18 protein-coding genes and 1 pseudogene are annotated in these 20204 nt (G+C 57.8%); 8 read left to right on the forward strand and 11 right to left on the reverse strand.

Translation table 11 applies throughout. The features are described 5' to 3' along the window. Nucleotides 1-356: 356 nt before the first annotated feature. The gene (locus tag NLY37_RS29620; RefSeq protein ID WP_023729037.1) at nucleotides 357-902 is read right to left on the reverse strand and encodes a hypothetical protein; all 546 of its coding nucleotides are present in this window, start codon (nucleotides 900-902) and stop codon (nucleotides 357-359) included. Nucleotides 903-918: 16 nt separating this feature from the next. Continuing rightward, nucleotides 919-1305: a ThiF family adenylyltransferase gene (locus tag NLY37_RS29625; protein WP_245262711.1), complete on the reverse strand. Its 387-nt coding sequence runs from the start codon at nucleotides 1303-1305 to the stop codon at nucleotides 919-921. Here NLY37_RS29625 and NLY37_RS29630 point away from each other — a divergent pair. Then, entirely contained in the window at nucleotides 1205-1630 is a 426-nt protein-coding gene (locus tag NLY37_RS29630) for a hypothetical protein (RefSeq protein WP_023740435.1), read from the forward strand. The genes NLY37_RS29625 and NLY37_RS29630 overlap by 101 nt on opposite strands. Nucleotides 1631-1665: 35 nt before the next feature. On the opposite strand, the gene NLY37_RS29635 is transcribed toward NLY37_RS29630, so the two are convergent. After that, complete coding sequence (locus NLY37_RS29635) at nucleotides 1666-1812, reverse strand: DUF7673 family protein (RefSeq protein WP_023740436.1); 147 nt, start codon at nucleotides 1810-1812, stop codon at nucleotides 1666-1668. A 516-nt stretch (nucleotides 1813-2328) separates the two neighbouring features. Between NLY37_RS29635 and NLY37_RS29640 the strand changes: the two genes are divergently transcribed. After that, nucleotides 2329-3102, forward strand: a complete 774-nt coding sequence (locus tag NLY37_RS29640; protein WP_023729039.1) for a hypothetical protein — start codon at nucleotides 2329-2331, stop codon at nucleotides 3100-3102. Nucleotides 3103-3183: 81 nt separating this feature from the next. Here the strand turns inward: NLY37_RS29640 and NLY37_RS29645 are convergent, their stop codons facing one another. The 3 genes from NLY37_RS29645 to NLY37_RS29655 are packed head-to-tail and all read right to left on the reverse strand — an operon-like array spanning nucleotide 3184 to nucleotide 5175. After that, complete coding sequence (locus NLY37_RS29645; protein ID WP_156933879.1) at nucleotides 3184-3513, reverse strand: hypothetical protein; 330 nt, start codon at nucleotides 3511-3513, stop codon at nucleotides 3184-3186. A 34-nt stretch (nucleotides 3514-3547) separates the two neighbouring features. After that, entirely contained in the window at nucleotides 3548-4156 is a 609-nt protein-coding gene (locus NLY37_RS29650; protein WP_023689376.1) for a GTP pyrophosphokinase, read from the reverse strand. Next, nucleotides 4153-5175 (reverse strand): hypothetical protein, encoded by a 1023-nt coding sequence (locus NLY37_RS29655; RefSeq protein WP_023740437.1) that lies wholly within the window; start codon nucleotides 5173-5175, stop codon nucleotides 4153-4155. Before NLY37_RS29655 ends, NLY37_RS29650 begins: the two co-directional genes overlap by 4 nt. Before the next feature lie 439 nt (nucleotides 5176-5614). On the opposite strand from NLY37_RS29655, the pseudogene NLY37_RS29660 reads away from it, so the two are divergent. Next, nucleotides 5615-6650, forward strand: a pseudogene (locus NLY37_RS29660) (IS110 family RNA-guided transposase). Nucleotides 6651-7117: 467 nt separating this feature from the next. On the opposite strand, the gene NLY37_RS29665 reads toward NLY37_RS29660, so the two are convergent. Continuing rightward, nucleotides 7118-8212 (reverse strand): glycosyltransferase family 2 protein, encoded by a 1095-nt coding sequence (locus tag NLY37_RS29665; RefSeq protein WP_023729041.1) that lies wholly within the window; start codon nucleotides 8210-8212, stop codon nucleotides 7118-7120. Nucleotides 8213-8387: 175 nt separating this feature from the next. Between NLY37_RS29665 and NLY37_RS29670 the strand changes: the two genes are divergently transcribed. Continuing rightward, nucleotides 8388-8561 (forward strand): hypothetical protein, encoded by a 174-nt coding sequence (locus NLY37_RS29670; RefSeq protein WP_156933880.1) that lies wholly within the window; start codon nucleotides 8388-8390, stop codon nucleotides 8559-8561. 179 nt (nucleotides 8562-8740) lie between these two features. Here NLY37_RS29670 and NLY37_RS29675 read toward each other — a convergent pair whose 3' ends face one another. From NLY37_RS29675 to yhhA, 4 genes are read right to left on the reverse strand one after another with little or no spacing between them, the layout of a single operon-like run. After that, nucleotides 8741-9211 carry a GNAT family N-acetyltransferase gene (locus NLY37_RS29675; RefSeq protein ID WP_084558889.1) on the reverse strand — a complete coding sequence of 157 codons (471 nt, stop codon included), beginning with the start codon at nucleotides 9209-9211 and terminating at the stop codon, nucleotides 8741-8743. Beyond that, the gene (locus tag NLY37_RS29680; protein ID WP_031202937.1) at nucleotides 9201-10193 is read right to left on the reverse strand and encodes a hypothetical protein; all 993 of its coding nucleotides are present in this window, start codon (nucleotides 10191-10193) and stop codon (nucleotides 9201-9203) included. The genes NLY37_RS29675 and NLY37_RS29680 overlap by 11 nt, the downstream gene beginning before the upstream one ends. A gap of 8 nt (nucleotides 10194-10201) precedes the next feature. Then, nucleotides 10202-12343, reverse strand: a complete 2142-nt coding sequence (gene yhhB / locus NLY37_RS29685; RefSeq protein ID WP_031202935.1) for a cyclophane-forming radical SAM/SPASM peptide maturase YhhB — start codon at nucleotides 12341-12343, stop codon at nucleotides 10202-10204. Next, nucleotides 12340-12534 (reverse strand): YhhA family cyclophane-containing RiPP, encoded by a 195-nt coding sequence (yhhA, locus tag NLY37_RS30890; protein ID WP_352538346.1) that lies wholly within the window; start codon nucleotides 12532-12534, stop codon nucleotides 12340-12342. Before yhhA ends, yhhB begins: the two co-directional genes overlap by 4 nt. Before the next feature lie 434 nt (nucleotides 12535-12968). Here yhhA and NLY37_RS29690 point away from each other — a divergent pair, with 434 nt between their 5' ends. The 4 genes from NLY37_RS29690 (at nucleotide 12969) to NLY37_RS29705 (ending at nucleotide 20141) form a co-directional block, all read left to right on the forward strand. Further along, the gene (locus NLY37_RS29690) at nucleotides 12969-14885 is read left to right on the forward strand and encodes an SIR2 family protein (protein ID WP_156933881.1); all 1917 of its coding nucleotides are present in this window, start codon (nucleotides 12969-12971) and stop codon (nucleotides 14883-14885) included. A gap of 1473 nt (nucleotides 14886-16358) precedes the next feature. Next, the gene (locus tag NLY37_RS29695; RefSeq protein ID WP_156933882.1) at nucleotides 16359-16640 is read left to right on the forward strand and encodes a hypothetical protein; all 282 of its coding nucleotides are present in this window, start codon (nucleotides 16359-16361) and stop codon (nucleotides 16638-16640) included. 1 nt (nucleotide 16641) lies between these two features. After that, nucleotides 16642-17727, forward strand: a complete 1086-nt coding sequence (locus NLY37_RS29700; protein WP_023740444.1) for an ImmA/IrrE family metallo-endopeptidase — start codon at nucleotides 16642-16644, stop codon at nucleotides 17725-17727. 383 nt (nucleotides 17728-18110) lie between these two features. Further along, nucleotides 18111-20141 (forward strand): conjugal transfer protein TraG, encoded by a 2031-nt coding sequence (locus NLY37_RS29705; protein ID WP_023740445.1) that lies wholly within the window; start codon nucleotides 18111-18113, stop codon nucleotides 20139-20141. Nucleotides 20142-20204: the final 63 nt, after the last annotated feature.

The raw sequence follows: 20204 nt of genomic DNA on the forward strand, positions 1-20204 counted from the left end.
TTAAACGGCGAGCCGTCGCTCAAGGATCTCTGTCGTGGGTTCTGGGCCTGACATTGGCAAGCAGCGGGCCGAGCGTGTCATAGTATCCGCCCCGCACTCTCATCAGGCACTCGATCGTGGTCGAAAACATCGGTGAGCGCTTGACAGCTCGCCGTCCGCGGGAACGAAGACTTCAGATATTTCTTAGGCGGACCCGTTGCTCAGCTGTCCAACGGCACAGCCGTATTTCAGCCTGTAGGCGGCAATGAAATCCTCATCGCTGCAGATGCAGCGGCCGCTGGAATCTTTGGCTTTCGGATCATGGAGGTAAGAACCAAGGGGGCGCAGTAGATTCACGCGAGTGCTGGTCGTCGGACTCATCGGAAAACCCGCACTATGCTTGACCAGGTCTGCGGCAAGCATGATCCCGGCAATCGCTGATTGAAAGGCCATCGGAACCACGGTTCGAAGGAGACGACTTCCATCGCTAAGCTGGAACACCAGGCCGCCGCAGATAACCTGCTGATAAAAGGAACGGAGGGGCTGGCCAACAAACGCGGCGAGCGGCTCAAACGGGCCATCGCCGTAGCCACCCGAGCTACGAACTCATTGGGGACTCCGGTATTGGTCTGCAGGAGCGTTTTTACCTCCTCGTGTGCTTCCGGCATTCCGAGTTCCTCCGCGACCAATTGGTGTTCGTCCTTGGATTTCCCGGTCGGCATGTACATGCAGCAAAGGCAAGCCTGGCCGTCATCGAAACCATGCCGCGAGATGCCTAGATCTTGCTCCTGAGTCCAGGCGTTCGCGATCCATCTGGGCAGAGCACCTTGGACAGCTAGACGGTCGGCGGCGGTGTCAAGCGCCACACCCACTCGGTCGAATACCCGGTCGCCCCGGCGCGCAACATATTCTGCCCACTTCATAGGGTGCGCCTCGACCTCAAGGGCGGTGGACCGAAGGGCGTGGGTTGCTAGGGGCCGCCTTAGAGAGGCCGACCTCCGCCTGACCTGCCAACACGTAGCGCTGCAGGTTTGAGAGTTCGATAGCTTCGTGATCAACTACATGCAGGCGCCCGGACAGACCGGATTGCCTCGCCAGCGCCCAGAGCGAGCTATGGCCCATCGCGCCGAGCCCAACGAGGTGCGTTTCACCGAGGTCGACAGGGAAGTCTAAGGGGATGGAATCGCCAGCGTTGCTCTTGTTGTAGGTATATAAACAGAGGTCGATGTTCTCGTCCAGCTCCGCGCCGGTCAGCTGGGAAGCAAAGACGGTTCGAAAGACGTTGGCGGCGGCAAAGCAGCTTGCGGCGCCGGCTCCATACGCCAGGCAATTCGCGGAGGTTGAGAATGGCGCGATCGGCGAAGCTGTCGCCGATCGCGAAATTGAAGCTCAGGATCTGTCGGTCCTCGTCGAGTTCCAGTTGTTGGTAGGTCGCCTCGGCTCGCCCCGCGATCATATAAAAGTCGCTCTGGCGAAATTGCTCGACGGCTTCCGACTCGTTATGAAGCCATACCACCTCCTGATTGGAAATCGGCGGATAGACGGTCTCCAGAATGGTAAGCTTAGATTTGGTGCTGGTCGCGCTGATAGCCCAGGCCTATTTCCTTTGTGGACGCGCCGCAGAAACGTCCTTGATCGATTGCAGACATAATGTCATCCGCGATGCTTTGACAGGTGCGTGAAATCTTAGTCTGCGAATGCGTACGCATTCCAGCACGCGACGAGGAAATCGGCCACTCGGCGCGCCCGTACGGTGTCACTGTGTGCAATGGCGACAAGGCGTTCCAGCGCCTCAATCACGTTGGTGATACTGACCGTGCCGCCTTCAGTCAATTTGTCCCTCCTGAAAATCCGGCGGGCGCAACGCAAACAAGTCGATCACCACACTCCTCGCGGGTGCGACAGGAGTGGCGCTGGCTGTCTCATGGCAATTCCGAGACACACACGCCCAGCATGGCGCTTGAGGTCGTGGCCGCCTGCGCGCGCGATGGATCGACGATATGTTCCCCACGCAGCCCTGATTGGCATTGGCATGGCGATCGTTCCTCGGAGGCTGCTCGCTGCATCCTCCCAGCATAACGCGCGCAGAAACTCCTCGTGGGTCAAGCTGCTAGGGCAAACTCTCACCGTTGAGAAAGGGGCCGCACGAACGCCGGGAGGTCCTTCGCCCGCCGGATAGAGAATGCCGCCACCCCAATTAAGGATGACGCACGCCTTCGCGCGCTTCCACTTCTCGACGAACTGCGATGCGCCGGCGATAGAAGGTGCCCCGAGCCCGCCACATTTTCGGTGGTCGATGCCACTAGCTTATGAGAACCTATTTTTATCATAAGCTTGTGGGAGCCGCCAATGGGGGTGCTTTTTTCTCGTCGAACCGTCCTTGCGGCGATCGACGTTCTGGAATCGGTTTCGAGCCAGGCCGAAACCAGCGCACTGTTCATCGAATTCGGACCGGACATATATCGGCATCTTCGTAGCGACGGCTTCAGCGTCAAAAAACGCATGAATGACCTCAAGGCGTTTGTGGATGCGAACCCCGAGCAGCCGGTTGACGGTGGTCTGCTGGAAAATGTTTTGGTTGAACTGGCTGTCCAGCACATGCCGTCCGAGGAGCCGGAATACCCTTGGTCTGAGCCTGTCACTCTTCACCCGGTGTATGTGCCGCTCAAGCATGCCTTAGCGCAGGACGACTACGCAGTTGTGGCAGGCAAGCTGCGCCGCACGTTGCCAGAGGATATAGGCATGCCACAGGTTCAGTCCGAGATGACGGTGCTGCTCGACCGACATGGTTTCACTACCGCGCAGGGACATCTAGACCAGGCGCTCGACGCTCACGCGCGAGGCCAATGGGCCAGCGCCAATGGGCAGCTTCGCAATTTTCTCGATTCGGTGCTCGACGGGATGTCGGAGAAGATCGATTCATCTGCAGCGGGACTCGCTAGCGGCCAGCCACGACGGACCAAGCTCGCAGCCGCAGGTTTTCTGAGCATACCGCTTAACGAATGGACAATGACGGCCGAGGGTTCCTCAATGGCCTTTTCAAGCGGCTGGCTCCGGCGGGGTCGCATCCGGGGCTTTCGGAACCCGACGACAGCACATTTCGGCTACACGTCGTGCTCTTGACCGCCGCCCTCCTGCTTCGACGATTTGACGCGTGGGGTAAGCCATAAACCAGCTCGTCGGGTTTTCTGCTCTTCTGCTCCATCAGTTCCCGTGGTCGACGCCGCCGGCGAGCGCGCCCGCTGGCGGTTTCTGTAATTCTTCACCGCGCATATCCGCAATCCGAACACCCGCCGCGCTTACAGCAGGGATGTCGGCCAGTTCCTCGAGTGGTGCCAGGCGCAGGGCGTGCGCGACATTCCTGACGGACCGCAAAGCGCCCAATCTAAGCCGCTCCGGATCGAATCCGCTGATCTCGAAACCTGCCGTAAGTTCATAATTAGCATGGCCGCATATTTTGGCTGCGGCACGTATGTGTTTGAGCAGCTTTTTGCTCGTCGCCTCTCTCGAACTTAGCAACGGGAGAATTTTCACCCCAACGTACTTCCCGCGTGAGTCGCGTGCGCCACTAGCAAGACCGCTTTTTAAATAGGTCGTCAAAAATGCGATCGGCACCCCATGCCTGGGCGGATGTGAAGGCAAGCAAGCGTTCATCCTCAGGGTTAAGCGGTTGCTCTCCTGGCTTATAGCCGAGATCGTGCTCTGCTTCGGACCATGCGTGCTGAAAAAGGGTCTTGATCTGCAACTCAAAGACATCCGGGACGAGTGCCTTGTCCTCAGCAGCGCCATACAGGTCGCTCGGCATTAGGAGGATGTGGTGCCTACCAAAGTATCCAAACTCCCATTGGTGCTGAGGAACGACGTGTTTCGATTCGATTGGTCGAAACTCCCGAAGGATGACCTCTTCGATCACCGGAACGTCGCTCGAATAGAAGGCAACTATCCTCGCGCCGATCTGATCTTGAATCTGGTTGAGCGGATCATCGTATTTCAGCTTATCACCGTCCGCCTTCTCCGCCTTGCTCATGAAGCGATCGATTGACTTTGGACGTGCGGTCACGCGGTCAACGCGAGGGGTGCCCGCAATGATTTCGGTCAGATTGCCGATCAACGCTGTCGCTACCGGTGTCAGCGCTTTGGTGTACCGGTTCGTATAGTCAGTTCGAAGGTCCGTCATTTTGACCTCGCTATCTTCTCGGTCACGACAGAACCTATAGTGGAGTACTTGTATTCTCCGTCAACTTCAGCGTGGACCGGCTCCTTCGTGAAGACCTCATCAAAGTCGGCCGACGGCGCGGTAAGCACCGCTCCGGAGCTCAGCTCCACGGTGCGGTACGGCACCTGCTCAGTGAAGACAGGAGCGTCGAAAACGAAATTCTCAGCCTGGATTGTCGGATCCTTTATCTCGGCGAGGATTGCGTTGCGGGTGGGCTCAGAGAAGTGGAAGTGGTCAAGAAAGCCGTTCACGCTCGTGGTCTGTCCCTGCATACCTGGGCCGAGAGTGACCGCCGACGCGATCTCACTTTTGACGGTTACGTCCTTGGCTTTGCTGACCGCTGCTTTGAGCGCGAGCGCAAGCCGGCGCGTTCCGCGGGTAGGGGTCGTGCGAAGGGCGGAATCGAGGAAATCGTTGATCCAGTATTGAGAGACCTCACGCTCTCGACTCTCGATCTGTTTGTCGATGGCGCGGCCCGTCCAGAAGCCATTGGTCAGCGAAGTATGCTGGTAGACGACCGCTTTGTATGAGTAAGCGTTTCTCATAAAGACGCGCTCAAGAAAGGCGAGTGTCAGGGTTGCCGCTTCTGTCTCCGCCAACACTGCACTGTGAGCTGGGAAGCGCGACACCACGATCTTACGGTTTTGGCCGTCCTGACCCGCTACGAGAAACAGCAGTCCCAGGCCTGACCGTTTGGTGGTGTGCTGCGCCAGCCGCTCGGCCAATAGACGGCCGGTGTCGATCGTCCCGTTGGTGAGGTGATTGATCAGAAGCGCTCGGCATGGGTTCCTCTGGGTGCCGTCTGCTCCCAGGCTGAACGCAATGTCGATTGTATACTCGTTGTCTGAGCGCAGATATACCTCTTCCAACAGGTCGAAGAGCTTACCCTGTAGTGGAACAACAGAGCCATTGATAACGTCGATCTCGTCGGCACCTTTGCCAGGATAGACAAGGTATGTATAAATGCTTTGAATGGGCACGCTATTCCCCCTGAAGTAAGTGCAGAAAAATCGAAAAATCGCCCCTTCGCTGCGGCTTGCTCCGCCACGTAGAAGCTTCTAGCACGAAATGTATCTCAAGCATTCGCTTGAAGATTGTCAAACGGCAGGCGCTAGAATGCGCTGCCGAAAGGAAACTGACCTCGCCACGATGCGATCTCCGTCAACGGGAATCTCTCATCGGGCCATTCTCAGCCTTCGCTATACGGGACAGAAGGCCGGCTATCGCTGATGAGCGATAACGACATCTGCCGGTTCGCTACCGGCCCAAACGCTGCGGGCGGCAATGCGCCTCAATGTCGATCGCAGAGTTCAGTTTTGCGGTTGCCCAAAGCAGATGAGGTGGATGGCTCCCGCTCCCGGCATCTGAGTGCCACAGTGGGTTTGCTGTCAGGCAACCCGAGCAAAGGAGCCATCCGCCATGCAGATTACCACCGTGGGCCTCGATCTGGCCAAGCGCATTTTCAAGTTCACGCCGTCGACGCGTCTGGAGACGTTGTTGTGCGCAAGGCACTGCGCCGATCGCAAGTTCTGCCGTTCTTCGTCAAGCTACCGCGCTGCCTGATCGGGATCGAGGCCTGCGGGACGTCACATCACTGGGCTCGAGAACTGACGGAGCTCGGCCATGAGGTCCGCTTGATGCCGCCGAGCTACGTGAAGCCTTATGTGAAGCGCGGCAAGAATGATGCGGTGGACGCGGAAGCGATCTGCGAAGCGGTGACACGCCCGACCATGCGCTTCGTGGCGATGAAGTCGGCCGAGCAACAGGCGGCCCTGTCGCTTCACCGCACACGCAATCTTCTGGTCAAGCAGCGCACGCAACTCGTGAACATGATCCGCGGCTTGTTGGCTGAGTTCGGCATCGACATTCCCCAAGGTTTGGAGCGGGCGCTCAGGCTGGCGCACCAGATCGCCGCGAAGGAAGCGACGCCGGAAGTGCCGGCAATGGCAACGCAGGTTCTCGGTCTCCTGTGCGGGCAGGTGCTCGACACCCATGTTCGTCTCCAGGCGATCGACCGTTCGATCAGTGCCCTCCAACGAACCGACGACGTCGCACGACGCTTGTCGACGATCCCCGGTATCGGTCCGGTAGGGCTACAGCGTTGGCGGCCTCGGTTGCCGATCCGGGTCAGTTCCGCTCGGGTCGAGAGTTCGCCGCCTGGCTTGGGCTGACACCTTCGCAAAACTCGAGCGGCGGCAAGGATCGGCTCGGCCGCATCACCAAGATGGGCGACCGGTATCTGAGAAAGCTCCTGGTGGTCGGCGCTACATCGTTGATTCGTCGGGCGAGATACAAACCGGAGACAGCGGATCCGCGCCTCCTCGCGTTGCTCGCCAGGAAGCCAGCGCGCGTGGCAAGCCTAGCCATGGCAAACAAGATGGCCCGCGTGGTGTGGGCGATCATGGCGCGCGGCGAAACCTATCAAGCTCGCCATGCCGCGAGCCTTGCGGCGTAAGGTTCGAAGAGGATGAAATTTTAAGGGCAGAGAACAGTTCGAGCCGATCGATCGGCTCCATGAGGTTGTGAGAGCGACGCGATGTGATGGCGAGACCGGTCAGGCCGGGAACAGGGACAACCCGTCGAATGTCCGAGGCATCATAGCCTGATAAGCAGATTGGGACCCAGTTCGCCGACCCCATCAGGGCCAGCAGTCTCGAATGGCTGCATCAACAGGCCGGACAGAAGACTGCACCCGACCAACGCGCCATAATGTCGAATTACCTCTTGCATCGCGGGAGCCATCCACAGAAGACAATCCCGCGATCGCTGGGGTCGCGGCTGCGCCAGAAGCGAAACACTGGCGAACTATGCACCCGAGCGGCGCCTATTCCCTTCCCAGCGCTTATTGTTTGGCAGGACTGCGGACCGAGCGGATCGGGTGGCTGACGTAGATAGGCGTCATATTCGGAATGCCGACGGCGATTAAGGCAGGGAGTAGTCGCGGGCCTTTTCTATGCAATCGGCGAAGAGCCCTGGTTGGCGTTCAGCCAGGTCGAAATATCCCTCCAGCAGTTGCCCAGGAGTCGTCCTCAGAGACTCGGGCGCAACGGCGACTCTCTCCAGCAGGGGAACGAGGGGCGACCCCGTTAAGGATTTGATTGTTCGGCCATCAAGCGCCAACCGAACATGAGTGGGAACTAAAGCGAACAGGATCAGCGTGTGAACCTGTCGGACAAACACGGCATTGGCGAACGCTTCCAAAGCATCGGACCTGTCGAATTCCCGCAGTGAGTGGTGGTTGGGATGCAAACTGGTCCAACGGTGCCACCAGCGGCTTTCCCGCGGAAATCCTGCAGTGGCGAATGTCCCCAGCGGGTTAGCCTCGGTCTTGCGTCGTGATGGATAGGCCACCGCTTCTGGAGCGCGTGTGCGCCTGGCCCCAACCATTTTCGCGCGAATAAAAAGCCGCGACGTTTCCGCGTGTATCTCGTCGCCTCTAGCATCAAACTCTCGGCGGTGTCCTCCCCATTTCAAATACTCGGACAGGCGATATCCGGCGACTTTGTCGTCGATGATAACTTCGTCGGCTTCAGGCACAAAAATGCACGATACCGCTTCGTCGGCGCATGCGCAGCAAGCGTGATAGCCGGGATATTCTGCAAGAAAACTTTTTGTCGTTCGAGCGATGCCTTCGATCAGATCTTGCGGCGCCGATAGTGCGGAAGCCGTCATAGAGGCGATGAAACCCCCACCATAGATGGTGTCGGCGTCGGCTTGAAGGATCAAGAACTCATTGTTGGGAATACTAAGTTCAGCGGCGAAGGTCTCCGCCATCGACACTCCCAGGTGACGCGGCGGCACGTAGCCGCGCTCGAGCGTCTGCCCCAACAGCACTGTTCCCACATTGGCATTCTTGATGTGATCCATCACATCAAGAGTGCCGTCAGTCGAGCCGTTGTCGACCAGGATCAACACTGTATCGGGAGGAGTGGCACCCCTGCTGAAACCGAGCGAAATGCAGGTCTCAAGAAGCGAGGCCGCTTCATTCAGGCAGGGAACAACGACGGCTGTGTACACGGAAGCCTCGTGAAGAGAGAACGTTGGCCAAGCGCTGTTGGAACCGGTGCGATCGCTTTAGCACCTGCGTTGCCATGTGGAGCGACGCCCGACAATGCGCGGAACAAGGGACATGGCTGATGAGGGCGCGGCCTGCTGTGTAATGTGAGACCGATGTCAACGAGAAATTCCCCACGTGACGCCGCATAGAGATTTGCTCCGACCAATCGTCCAGGTGCATTTCACCGACACGCCGCGCTATGCGGGCACAGCATCGCGGATAGCCAAGCCACTGTCCCAGCCAGACCGTGTGATCACCGACGGTCTGGTCGATGGCGAGAAGCCGCCGAACGAGCACAGAACGTTTTGAGAAGACGACAAAATTATCCCGATCGCGGCAAAAATAGAGCCCTTTGAGCCTCGCCCATCGTCCGATCTCAGCATCGCGGACCTCGCCCTGCACTTCGGTCCGAAACGCGGGTCGCACATTCAGCGTCACTTGGTACAGATCCACCATTGATGACGGCTTTAGCCAGTTTGGTCGCATCATCACGCCGCGCGTCGCCAGACCATAAGAAGCTGCGTCGCCCCCGGTCGCGCGTCTTCTTTGAACCCAGCTTCCTCCGCTGCCCGTCGCGAGGCAAGATTTGACTTGCGCATGTGGGCATAGATCACGTCGTATCGGCTCGCCTCGCATGCCTTGCGGTAAGCAACTCTACCGATCCGCCGACCCTGACTTGGTTTATTGAGATAGATCTGAATAGACGCGTGGCGGCCCACCGGAGGCTCATCGATGACATTGATGAAGACAACGCCTGCCCGTCTGCCATTTGTTTCAATTTTCCAGGCCTCACCGCCGGGCCCGCCGCCACGTTCAGCTGTCCCTTTGGTGGGCGTGAGGATGACAAGATCAGGTTGAACAAACTCGAGGCTCGGTTTTGCCCGCACGGCTTTGGGTTTCGGCGTTGGGTGCTTAGGGCTGCGGCGAGGCGCTGCTGTTGGGGAAGGCTTAGCGCTCATAGATCCGCTCCAACGCCGGCACAATTCGAGCTGTGGCCTCTTGCCAATATTCGGCCGGGAAAAACCCTGGTGAATAGGCGACCACGATATCGACAAGCTGCGAGCCAAGACCGGACCAGTTAAGGGCGGCGGTCATGTCGTCAATCTTTCCCAAGATATGGTCCAAAGCTGGATCGAAGGGCTTCTCACGGCTCTTCCAATCTGTATCCCCGTCATAGCGATTGTTAAAGAAATCCATATCGATATGAAGGACCGTTGGCTGGGCTGGTAGGTCTTCGAGCCAATCATCGATGTCGGGGGTCGAACGATACAGCCCAGGGCCGGTCTGCCTTGAAGTTGGCGTCAAATGTACTGCGGGCCGGAATTGGCTTGGATCCAGCAAATCGTCAGCCTGTCTGGTCAGTCCAATTGCGAAATCTTGGGTCTTGGTGACCTTTGGCGGTTGACACAGCTGGCGTACCTCAGCCTTCGGAAAACCGTGTAGAAAAGGCGTTAGAAAACTACCCATCCCGATGGCTCCGCTTTCTATGGCCGCGCGCACAGACGCGGGATTGCCAAGATCGCAAAACTCCCCGGTGATGGCGTCTTTCCACCTCCCGTTTTCCTCGAATAGGCGAGGACTCGCCAGATCCCGGTGGTCGTCTACGTGTAGGATTAGCACATGCTCGTCTGCACGGACGCCGGCGGCATCCACCCATTCACTCCAGCTTTGAAGGGTCCAGGAATCATATAAAACGCTCAGCACGTGTCGCTTACGGGTGCGGGCCAGGGCCATCGTCGGTAGGGTGACGTTGCCATTCCACCATGCCAACCCCTCTTGCAGCCGTGGATCGACATGCCTTTCGAGACCATCCGGCCAGGATAGGTTCAAATGCCATCCTGCCGCTCCCAGAATGGCATCTGCATCCTTGTCACAGAAATAGTCGCGAAGAACCGCGTGTCGCCTGGACTTGGATGCCGGCAGGCGATCGACCGGGAGCATCAATGTTCTCACGCCGCTTCTAGCACCGACTCCGAGGCTTTCTTGAGGACTTCGGTCAAAGAGCGGCCTGTCTTGGTAAGCGGGCAGCTCAAAAGCGTCGCAAAGGCCTCTGCAAGGTGCTCGTCGGTGTCCCTGATCTGGTTGACCGCGCGATTGTGCAGGCGCGACGGCCCATTGTGCCGCACGAACTGCCAAAATCGGCGCAGTTCCACAAACACAAAGACTGCATGCAGCAGTCCGGAAGGTGGCCGCAAATCTTCCCGCCAGGGAGAAACCACGCGCATGTCGGTCGGTTCGACTGTGGGCGAGATGCGTTCGAGCAGGTATAGCTTCTGGTGGCGATGCTCGTGAATCAAGGAATCGGCCAGATCATAGGGATCAATCAACCGCTCGCCTTGCCATACAGACACATAAAGCGCCCCAGGTACGGTGTTGTCACTGAAAGACACGATCTTCTCAGGGTGGGCCAACGGGTCGCGAACGAATTGCACGGCGCGACAGGCCATGCGTATCTCGTTTGCCAAAGCTGGGCGCCACGTTTCGATAATCCGCAACGCCTCCTCGACGACCGACCGTGCCTGCGTAGCAAAAGCCTCTGATTCGAAATAGATGGCATCGCCGAACGGTTTGCGCAGCCAAAAATCCTCGCTGGCGACGGCCAAGGACGTCATGTCGCCTTCGGACCGGCCTAGCAAGTCGTCAAGGTAAGCCGGGTCGGCCGACAACGGTTGTCCGTCGACCGTATGCACCAGCCGCCCCAAATTCTGCGAGGCAAGCGTCCTTTGCCAGGCAACCGCTCCTGGCTGCTGGCAAAGCTCGGCCATTCGCTCCGGCTCGGTTTCGCCGAGATCGGCGACCTTTTGAAATTCTTCGGCAGGCAAAAAGCTGGCGGCTTCCAGAAACTCACTTCTCAGAGCATTGCGCGCTGCTTCGCACAGGAGTTCCATCTCCGCACCGCCAAGCTCGGCCGCTTCGTAGTGTTCAAACCGGAAGGTGTCCGGTAGCGTCTCGACCGGTCGCGCTCCGCCCTCCAACAGACCTTGGAGTCGCCCCTTGATATGGGCGACAAGTGCGGTCATTTCCCCGCAATAGACGGTTGGGTTGTCGAAGCCGTTCGCGCCGTAGCGGTGAGGTAGCGAGCCGCCACCGCAAATGTCGACGATCGCACATTCTTGACAAGTCACGCTGAGACCCGGCTTGCTGAGCAACTGTCTGTGCACGGCCAAGTGATCGGATGAAGCAATTGATGAAATCTCAGTGTCAGCAACGGTCCCGCCGATTTTCGTCGCACCGTCCTTCGTAACCTTCAACACATCCAGGTCGTGGTAACTGCCATCGGTCTCGATGCCGATGAGGCTTACGTCGCCAAGGCCAAAAGCGTCGGTGGTGGACGGCAGACCCGCGACCGCGTCAAGCAGCGCCTCGAACGTTCGCACGGACAGGTGCGGGTAGCGATCAAGCCAGACATCAAAGGCATGGCAAAGCCAGGCTTCATACAAATCAGGTCGTTCGCTGCGGCCAACCGGCTGACGCAAATGGTGTGCATCCGGCAACAGAAAATCCAGCTTGGGAACCGCATGCGAGGCGAAAAACGCAAGCAGGTCGTCCGCGGGCGTTGTTGGATCAACGACGGCGATGACGCCTGCAAAGATCTTGGGATGGCTTTTGAGACGCACCAGCGCATCTTGGACCCGCTCGAAACTTGAACGGCCCCTCTTTGAATTCCGATGCTTGTCGTTGGCGTATTTCGGCCCATCTAGGCTGAGCGAAATGCTGATATCGGCGGCCTCAAACGCTTCAAGTGCCGCTTCGGTCAATAAGAGGCCGTTTGTCTGCAGCCCGATATCGACCGCAGATGGGGTCGCGGCACGGATCTGGCCCGCGAAGGCTACGATTGTCTCGACGCCGGCTAGCAAAGGCTCGCCGCCGTGGAAGATGACCGTGCAGCGCTTGATCGATTCTTCAGCCAAGTAAGTCGCAAGCCTTTCTACAAAAGCGCTACGATCGCCAGCCGAAAGCAGCTTCGGCATCGAGCGCCAAGACTGATCCGCATGGTGGTATACGTAGCAATAGTCGCAGTCGAGGTTGCAGCGCGAGGCGACCTTAACCAGGAACGAGGTAATCCGGGGTGGCGCCTCGCTAACTGTCATGACCGGCTATGGCGATGATGCATCCTGTCATAGCTTGTGATGACGTCGCTTGGTTCAGCCTGGGACAAGACGCGCCCCTGCAGTCGTTGCAGGGCGGGGTTGGCCAGACGGCCCTTCAAAAGCGCCGTACGTACGTCACGATTCGGCACGGCTGAAGGGGTGGACGCCTGTTGCTGATTTGGATTTGGCATTTGTAGCTCCAGATTTTTGACCACCCGATTATAGCATGCGAAAGCACATACGCTACTAGATTTCAATTTGGCTTCTGGGGCCCATTGGTTCGAATCCGCGAGCCAAGAAATGTATTGAAATCGACCCTCTCAATAGAAAATCCAATAATGTTGGCGATCTAGCGGGGCAGGATGACCGAAAGCGTCCTAGGCGAGCGCTTTCGTTGGGATTGTCCTGTAAATTGTGTCAAAAAATCATCGCTAGTTTCTTTTTGGCTATCGACATACATATCCGGCGATAACTTCGTAAAAGATAAACCTTGCTTCAATGCTGCGATCTTAGCTGGTCCGCTTAAGTTTTTTCCAATGCATTAGAGACATCGTCGAAATTTTTTGTACAACTCAAGTGTATTCAACATTGGCGGTCAACCTAGGTGATACCAAGGATGGATTCGGTGTCTGCACCACTCGACGGCCCCGTTCCCGTCAGCGTCAGAGAGCTGAGTATTCAGCTCAAGATCGCAAAATCAGGATGCGAGTGGGGAGACGGACAGCGCTGCACGGGAGCGGTCTTTTTGATAGGCGCCGGATGTTCGCGATCTGCGGGCATACCCATGGCCAGCGAAATAGCGAAGGATCTGACGCGCGAGTTGGCGAAACTTCAGAGTGCGCCTGAAACGGAGACGCTGGACCCGTCACGCGCTCTGATTTGGCTCGATGAGCGAGAATATCTTACGGATATAGCTAGGCTGTTACCCAACTTTGATGTGGGAGACCCCAATTGGGGACGGCTATACGGCTATCTGTTCGAGCAATTTTTTCGATCAGATAACAAACAGCGTGCAATCATCAAGGCAGCGATCGATCGCAGTGATGGCAAGGTGAATTGGGCTCACATTTGCCTTGGTGAGCTGGTGCGTTGCCACTATGCGCACACGGTCCTGACCACCAACTTTGATCAGCTCGTACTCCAGGGTATCATCTTGGCGGGGATGATACCTGTGGTGGCTGATGGTCTGTCGGCACTGAGCCGTGTTGCCTCACTCCCAGACCATCCCCAAGTCGTCCATCTGCACGGATCGATGTATACCTATGAGCTTAGAAATAGCGTGGGGGATACGTTCGCTACTCAAGACGACCTGTCCATGCAGGGAACAATGTTTGGCCTGAAAGACGCTGAGCTATTGGTTGTGGTTGGTTATTCAGGCAGCGAGGAGGGCGGTGTTGTCACCCTCCTCGAACGAGCCTGCGCAGCGATACCCAATCTGATGGTGTTTTGGGTCCTGTTTGAGGATTCAATTGAAGCGTTGAATCCCCGCGTGAGGAAAATGTTGGCAGGCCGAAACAAGTTCGCGATTCTGAATCAGGACGCTGACAAGTTCTTTGCACAGCTGGTCCGAGGTCTTGGATTTGGCGCGCCTGGTTGGATGACCGACCCGCTAGCTGTGCTCGACAGCCGAAAAAAACTTATCGCTGATCCGACAGATCCGGTCATTGCACGTCTCAAACGCGACTTCGGCCTTGGGATCGGGCGTCTGCGTAGCGCGTCAGCTCCAAGCGCTGAGGACATGATCCTCGAACAGGCAACGATTGACAGCCTCGGCGGACGGGATAGCAGCGTTGTACTAGGTGTGACGGAAGCTATGGCATCGAGCGACCCCGATGCTGCCAGATTACGTGCGATCAGTCTTGGCCGCTTAGGCAGCACCGCAAAGGCATCTGACCTGTTGGCAGCGAGTGTGAAGGCTTGGGCGGCATTCTTCGAAGCTGGCGGGGCCGATGACGGCAAGGCACGTACAATCTTGGCACAGACCCTCTTTGATCTTGCAGAAGCTCCTGGGAATCAAAATGGGGTCCAGTCGAAAGAAGCCTTCCGCCGGGCCATGGAAACATTCCGCGCTGCGACAGAGGAGATTAATCCAACACTTTCGCGATCGGACTGGATTGAATCTGCCTTGGGGTTTGCGGAGTCGGTTGCTGAGCAGGGAGACGAAGGTGCAGCGGTTAATGACCTCACCGCCGCTATCGAAATTCTGGACAGAGCGCTCACGGTTTTGACCGGAGGCTCACAATCGCGTCAAAAATTGGCGGCCGAAGAGAGGCTGGGGATCCTGCTGTGCATGCGTGCCCGGCAAAGCAAGTCGGAGGCCGATTATCACAGAGCGATAGATATCCTGGAGGACGTTTCGCAGCGGGCAGTCGCTCCTGAATCCTGGTCCGCGGGTGTCGTGAGGAATCTGGCTGTGGCTTTCCGTGGGTTGGCCGAATTGATCCAACACGACGCGCCGGACGAGGCGAAGGACAGTTACCGTCGTGCCGCAGATCTTATCAGGAATCTGCCAGACTTTATCTCGGTGGCCTTCGGGATATAGATGAAGGCGAGGCACTTCAGGCTGCCATGTGGGCTTACGAAGAGGCGGAGAAACTCTACTTAGTTCTCAAAGACGCCGATGCCGCGGTTCTGATCGAAGGAGAATTGCGTCGCATCCGCGCCGAGCTTGAAAAATAACCGCGTCAGTCAGTTCGCGACGGTGCCCACACCATGGCGAACTGTTCAATCTGGCGCGGAATAGGCTTTAGGGTTGGAAAGAGGCCGCTAGAAACAGTGGGTGGCGGAGGAAGACGTGAATCTAGCGCCTATTGTGAAGCTCGTGCGCGCTTATGATGCCACCGAATGGGAGATTTTCATCTCGGAATGGCAGAAAGGTCTGAGCGGCTATACGTCCGTCAAGCGACTTGGTCGATCGGGTGACCAGGGACGCGATGTCATCGGGTTGTGCTCATCCCGCCGGCTGCCAAGGCGTGTGGGACAATTACCAATGCAAAACACTATGAAGTCCCGCTTTCGACGCCCACGGCGTGTGAGGACGCTGGCAAGATCATCTTCCGGCGCATTCACCTCCTCCTCGAAGATGCTCGTTCGTCGCGCCTCGCGGGCCAAGCACAGAGTTGCGTGACCTATTGCTTCGTCCTGGCAAATTCAAGGCTGAGGTCATAGCGACGTGGGACAGGCGCGTTACGAGCGATAGTGCGATCGCAAGCACACCCTTGAAGGATCGCGCATTCAAGGCGTTCTCGGAAATGCTGGCCAACCTTTAGTTGATCACTCTGGAAAATGTCGATGTTCCAGCGCTGTTGGAGGGGCAACCCCATGTAACGCATTTCACCGGCAAGCGGCCGCAGGGCGCGCGGGCCTGTTTCCGAAATAGGAACTCGCTCACACACGTCGAGAAAGGCGAAAGCTTCTACAAGCGTGATCGGATGACGCGCTTCCCATTTCTCCTTCAGTCCTAGGCACCCTGCACTTACGGCAGCCGGCGAGCTCTCATGTTCGAAAGCCGTCGGTCGCTCGCGGAAAGCCCGCGGCGCCGTTTCTCCATCGGCATCGGGACTGCTTTTAAAAACACTGCCGCCCCACTGGACTTCATTTTCTTTACCTGCTAGAAGGTGAAAAAAATGAAGTTGGATCGGTCAATGAGCACTGTAGCAAGCGCCTCACTCTACCAGCATCCTTTTGACGCTCGCCGCCGTCTAATGGAACTGGGCATCTCTGTTGAGGCCTTGATCAAGGCTGTACAGGCTGGGCACTTGGCCCGGTTGAATTGCACTGACAATGACCCGCCGTTCATACCCGGTACCGAAGCCTGGAGAATGGTAGTGCGCACTCTGCGAGATGAGTTGGTGCCGCTTGGTTGGCGCAAGGACGATCCGAGCAACTACTCGTTGGTGATCAACGATTCGAGTAAGATCAACATTGTCGTAGCAAGTGCCGACCACCTCACTTGCAGATGGCCTGGCATACCAAGAACAAAGTCACTCAAGGGTCTCTTACGGAGGCGGCCGTCTTGAAGAACAGTGTGGAGGGCGATCTCTTTCCCGATACAGTGAAAGCTGATCTGCTCCGGGCTGTGACGGTCCTTAACTACAAGACTTATATGCTGCTAATAAACATTGATGATGAACAATGCCGGGCCGAGCTGTCCTTGCCGTCAGACTTCGACGACCAAATGGTGACAGATTGGGCTGAACGCATTTTCATCCCCATACCTGGTGTGGACGGCGGCGTGCCGCAGAAGATAGATAACACGCCCGATATCGACGTGCCGGTGAAGCGCAAGGCCGCATAGAATGTTCAACAAATCGCGGCTGAAAGTAGCTCGTCAGCGCGCCGGGCTGACGATGCGAGAACTTGCGTCCAGAGTTGGTATCGAACCTCGTACTGTGACCGGTTATGAGGCTGGGGAATACCTGCCTAGCGATGACGTAGCTCGGAAATTCGCGCGGGTACTCGGCTTCCCTCTCGAATTCTTCATGGCTGACGACCTGGACATTCCACTGGTGGAAGGTGTGAGCTTTCGCTCTATGAGCAAGATGACGGCTCGGCAGCGAGACGGTGCGATCGCCGCTGGCGCTGTAGCCTTCCTTCTTTCGGACTGGCTGGACGGAGAGTTTGACCTGCCGGACGCTGACCTACCGGACATGCGAGAAGAGTTACCTCAGACTGCGGCAGCCGGGCTGCGAGACTATTGGGGCTTGGGCAACAGACCCATTAAGAACACGGTTCATTTGCTAGAGCTGAAAGGTGTTAGAGTCTTCTCCCTTGGGGAAGATGGCAAAGAGGTCGATGCGTACTCGCTGTGGCGGGGGGCGCGGCCTTATGTGTTTTTAAACACCCAAAAATCGGCAGAACGAAGCCGATTCGACGCGGCGCATGAGCTCGGGCACCTCGTGTTGCACAAGCATGCTTCGCCAAATGGCCTGGAGGCTGAGAAGCAGGCTAATGAGTTTGCCGCAGCCTTCTTGATGCCAGAGGCGCCGCTCCGGGCTGTGGGGCGAGTTTCCGGGCTTCCAAAAGTCGTGCAATTGAAGCAAGAGTGGTCAGCATCGGTTGCTGCTATGGCTTACCGACTGCACGAGATCGGCCTCCTTACCAAATGGAATTACCAGCAGATTTTCGTCGAGATCTCTAGGCGGGGCTGGCGGACTGCAGAGCCTTCGCCAATTCGACGCGAGCAATCCCAGATCTGGCAGAAGGTGCTAAGCGAGGTTCGCCGGGATGAACAGTTGGGATTAGTCGGGTTGTCCCAGCTTCTTTCGTTGCCTGAGGCGGAGCTAGCGAAACTGTTGTTTGGTCTCGTGACCGTTGGTGTGCCGTCGGCCCCGCGGAGAGAACCAATTACGCCTCCTCGTGGCCAGCTAAGGCTGGTGAAGTAATCCAAGGTGGACCACGATTATTTTGGTGCACCATCTACTGTGCGGAACGCAAATCGTACGCGCCCGGCGCGATGGAAGTTAACTTCCAGCCGCAGTTCGAACGGCTTTGAGTATGGCGAAATTTGTCCCCAGACGTTCGACATTGAGGTCGGATGCTGAACGGTAGCTAGTCCCGAATAGACACTTCAAACCTGCCAGTCCGTTTCCGGCCCCATACAAGTCATTCGCTCGTCGCCCTTCGCGATGACACTTCTTGGCGCCCCAGTCTTCCAAGCCTGCAACGTTCACTGCATCGCACGGGCGCGTATATTGGGTATCTTCGATATTCTGAAACGTCACGTTATGCTGCTTCCATCTACGACCAAACAGTGGAGGCTGTGCCCGTGACACCGACGAAGCTCCTTGTCGGCCAGATCGTAGTTGTGTTCGCCATCGTCATCGTTGGCGTATGGGCGGCAACGCAATGGTGCGCCCATATGCTGGAATATCAGCCGCAGCTTGGCGCGCCATGGTTTGCCGCGGCGGCCCGGCCGATCTACAAGCCGTGGAAACTGTTCGAATGGTGGTTTCACTTCGACGCCTATGCGCCTGAGGTCTTCGACAAGGCCGGCATGCTTGCCGGAGCCAGCGGATTCTTGGGGTGTGCGGCCGCAATAGCTGGCTCCCTCTGGCGCGCGCGGCAGAGGGGGTTGGTCACCACCTACGGTTCCTCACGATGGGCCGCGGCTCGGGAAATCGAGAAGGCAGGCCTGTTTGAGCCGGCCGGCGTTTTCCTCGGCAAACTGAAGGATCACTATCTGCGACATGACGGGCCGGAACATGTCATGGCCTTTGCGCCGACACGTTCGGGCAAGGGCGTGGGATTGGTCGTTCCAACGCTTCTTTCCTGGACCGGCTCGGCCGTCATTCACGACATCAAAGGCGAGAACTGGCAGCTGACTTCCGGCTGGCGGTCGAAGTTCTCTTTCTGCCTCCTGTTCAATCCGACCGACTCGAGATCGGCGCGCTATAACCCGCTGCTGGAAGTGCGCAGGGGTTCAGATGAGGTCCGCGACGTTCAGAACATCGCGGACATTCTCGTCGATCCGGAAGGCGCGCTGGAGCGGCGGAATCATTGGGAGAAGACTAGTCATTCACTCTTGGTCGGGGCCATCTTGCACGTGCTCTACGCGGAAGAAGAAAAGACGCTCGCGCGCGTCGCCACTTTCCTGTCGGATCCGCAACGCTCATTTGCCGCGACACTGCTGCGGATGATGACCACCAACCACCTCGGCACGGCGGACACACCTCGGGTCCATCCCGTCGTGGCCTCGGCGGCTCGCGAGGTGCTGAACAAGTCAGAGAACGAGCGTTCTGGCGTTCTCTCGACCGCAATGTCGTTTCTCGGGCTCTATCGTGATCCGACGGTTGCCTCGGCAACATCGGCCTGCGACTGGCGCATTGCCGACCTCATGGATGCGGAACGACCGATGTCGCTCTATCTAGTGGTGCCGCCATCGGATATTTCGCGCACCAAGCCACTGGTGCGACTGGTGCTCAATCAGATCGGCAGGCGACTGACGGAGCGGCTGGAAGGTGACCCGAAGAAAAGCCGCAAGTACCAACTGCTCATGATGCTGGACGAATTTCCGGCTCTTGGTCGCCTCGACTTCTTCGAGACCGCGCTCGCCTTCATGGCGGGTTACGGCATCCGCGCCTATCTGATCGCGCAATCCTTGAACCAGATCTCCAAAGCCTATGGCGAGAACAACGCCATTCTCGACAATTGCCATGTGCGCATTGCCTTTTCCTCCAACGACGAGCGCACGGCCAAACGCATATCGGATGCGCTCGGTACGGCGACGGAACTCAGGTCCATGCGCAACTACGCCGGCCACCGGCTGGCGCCCTGGCTTTCGCACGTCATGGTCAGTCGCCAGGAGACCGCTCGCCCGCTGCTGACGCCTGGCGAAGTGATGCAGTTGCCGCAAGCTGACGAATTAATCCTTGTTTCCGGGTTGCCGCCGATCCGCGCCCAGAAGTTGCGCTATTACCAGGATCCGAATTTCACCGAACGGGTGCTGCCGGCGCCGGTGTTGCGCGACGGTCTGTACGCGGACTGTCCTGCGTCGCGCCCCGACGATTGGAGCGGACAAGTCCGCAGTGTTGACCGCCGTCTCGCTGCCGATGACGAACACGCCGGCGCGGCAATCGAAGAAGGGAGCGGCGCGCAACAGCAGCGTCATCCCGGCCTGCCTGAAGAACACGTCGTCGTCTCTCGGGAGCCTGATCAAGACGACCTCTTCAATCTGGCGGACGATGACGCCGAGGCACTCGCAGACAAGCGCGTCCTGGACCGGGTTTCCACCGCCGCCAGCGCCTACGGCCTCAACGAGGGAAGGGGCGACGACAAGGACATCATCCCCGGCTTCTGAACGCTTTCCGCAACTGAGGCGTATCTCGGCGTAGATAACGCCCATAAGCGATTTTGCGGATTT

It is taken from the genome of Mesorhizobium sp. C395A, assembly GCF_030323205.1.
In the GTDB taxonomy this organism is placed as follows: domain Bacteria; phylum Pseudomonadota; class Alphaproteobacteria; order Rhizobiales; family Rhizobiaceae; genus Mesorhizobium.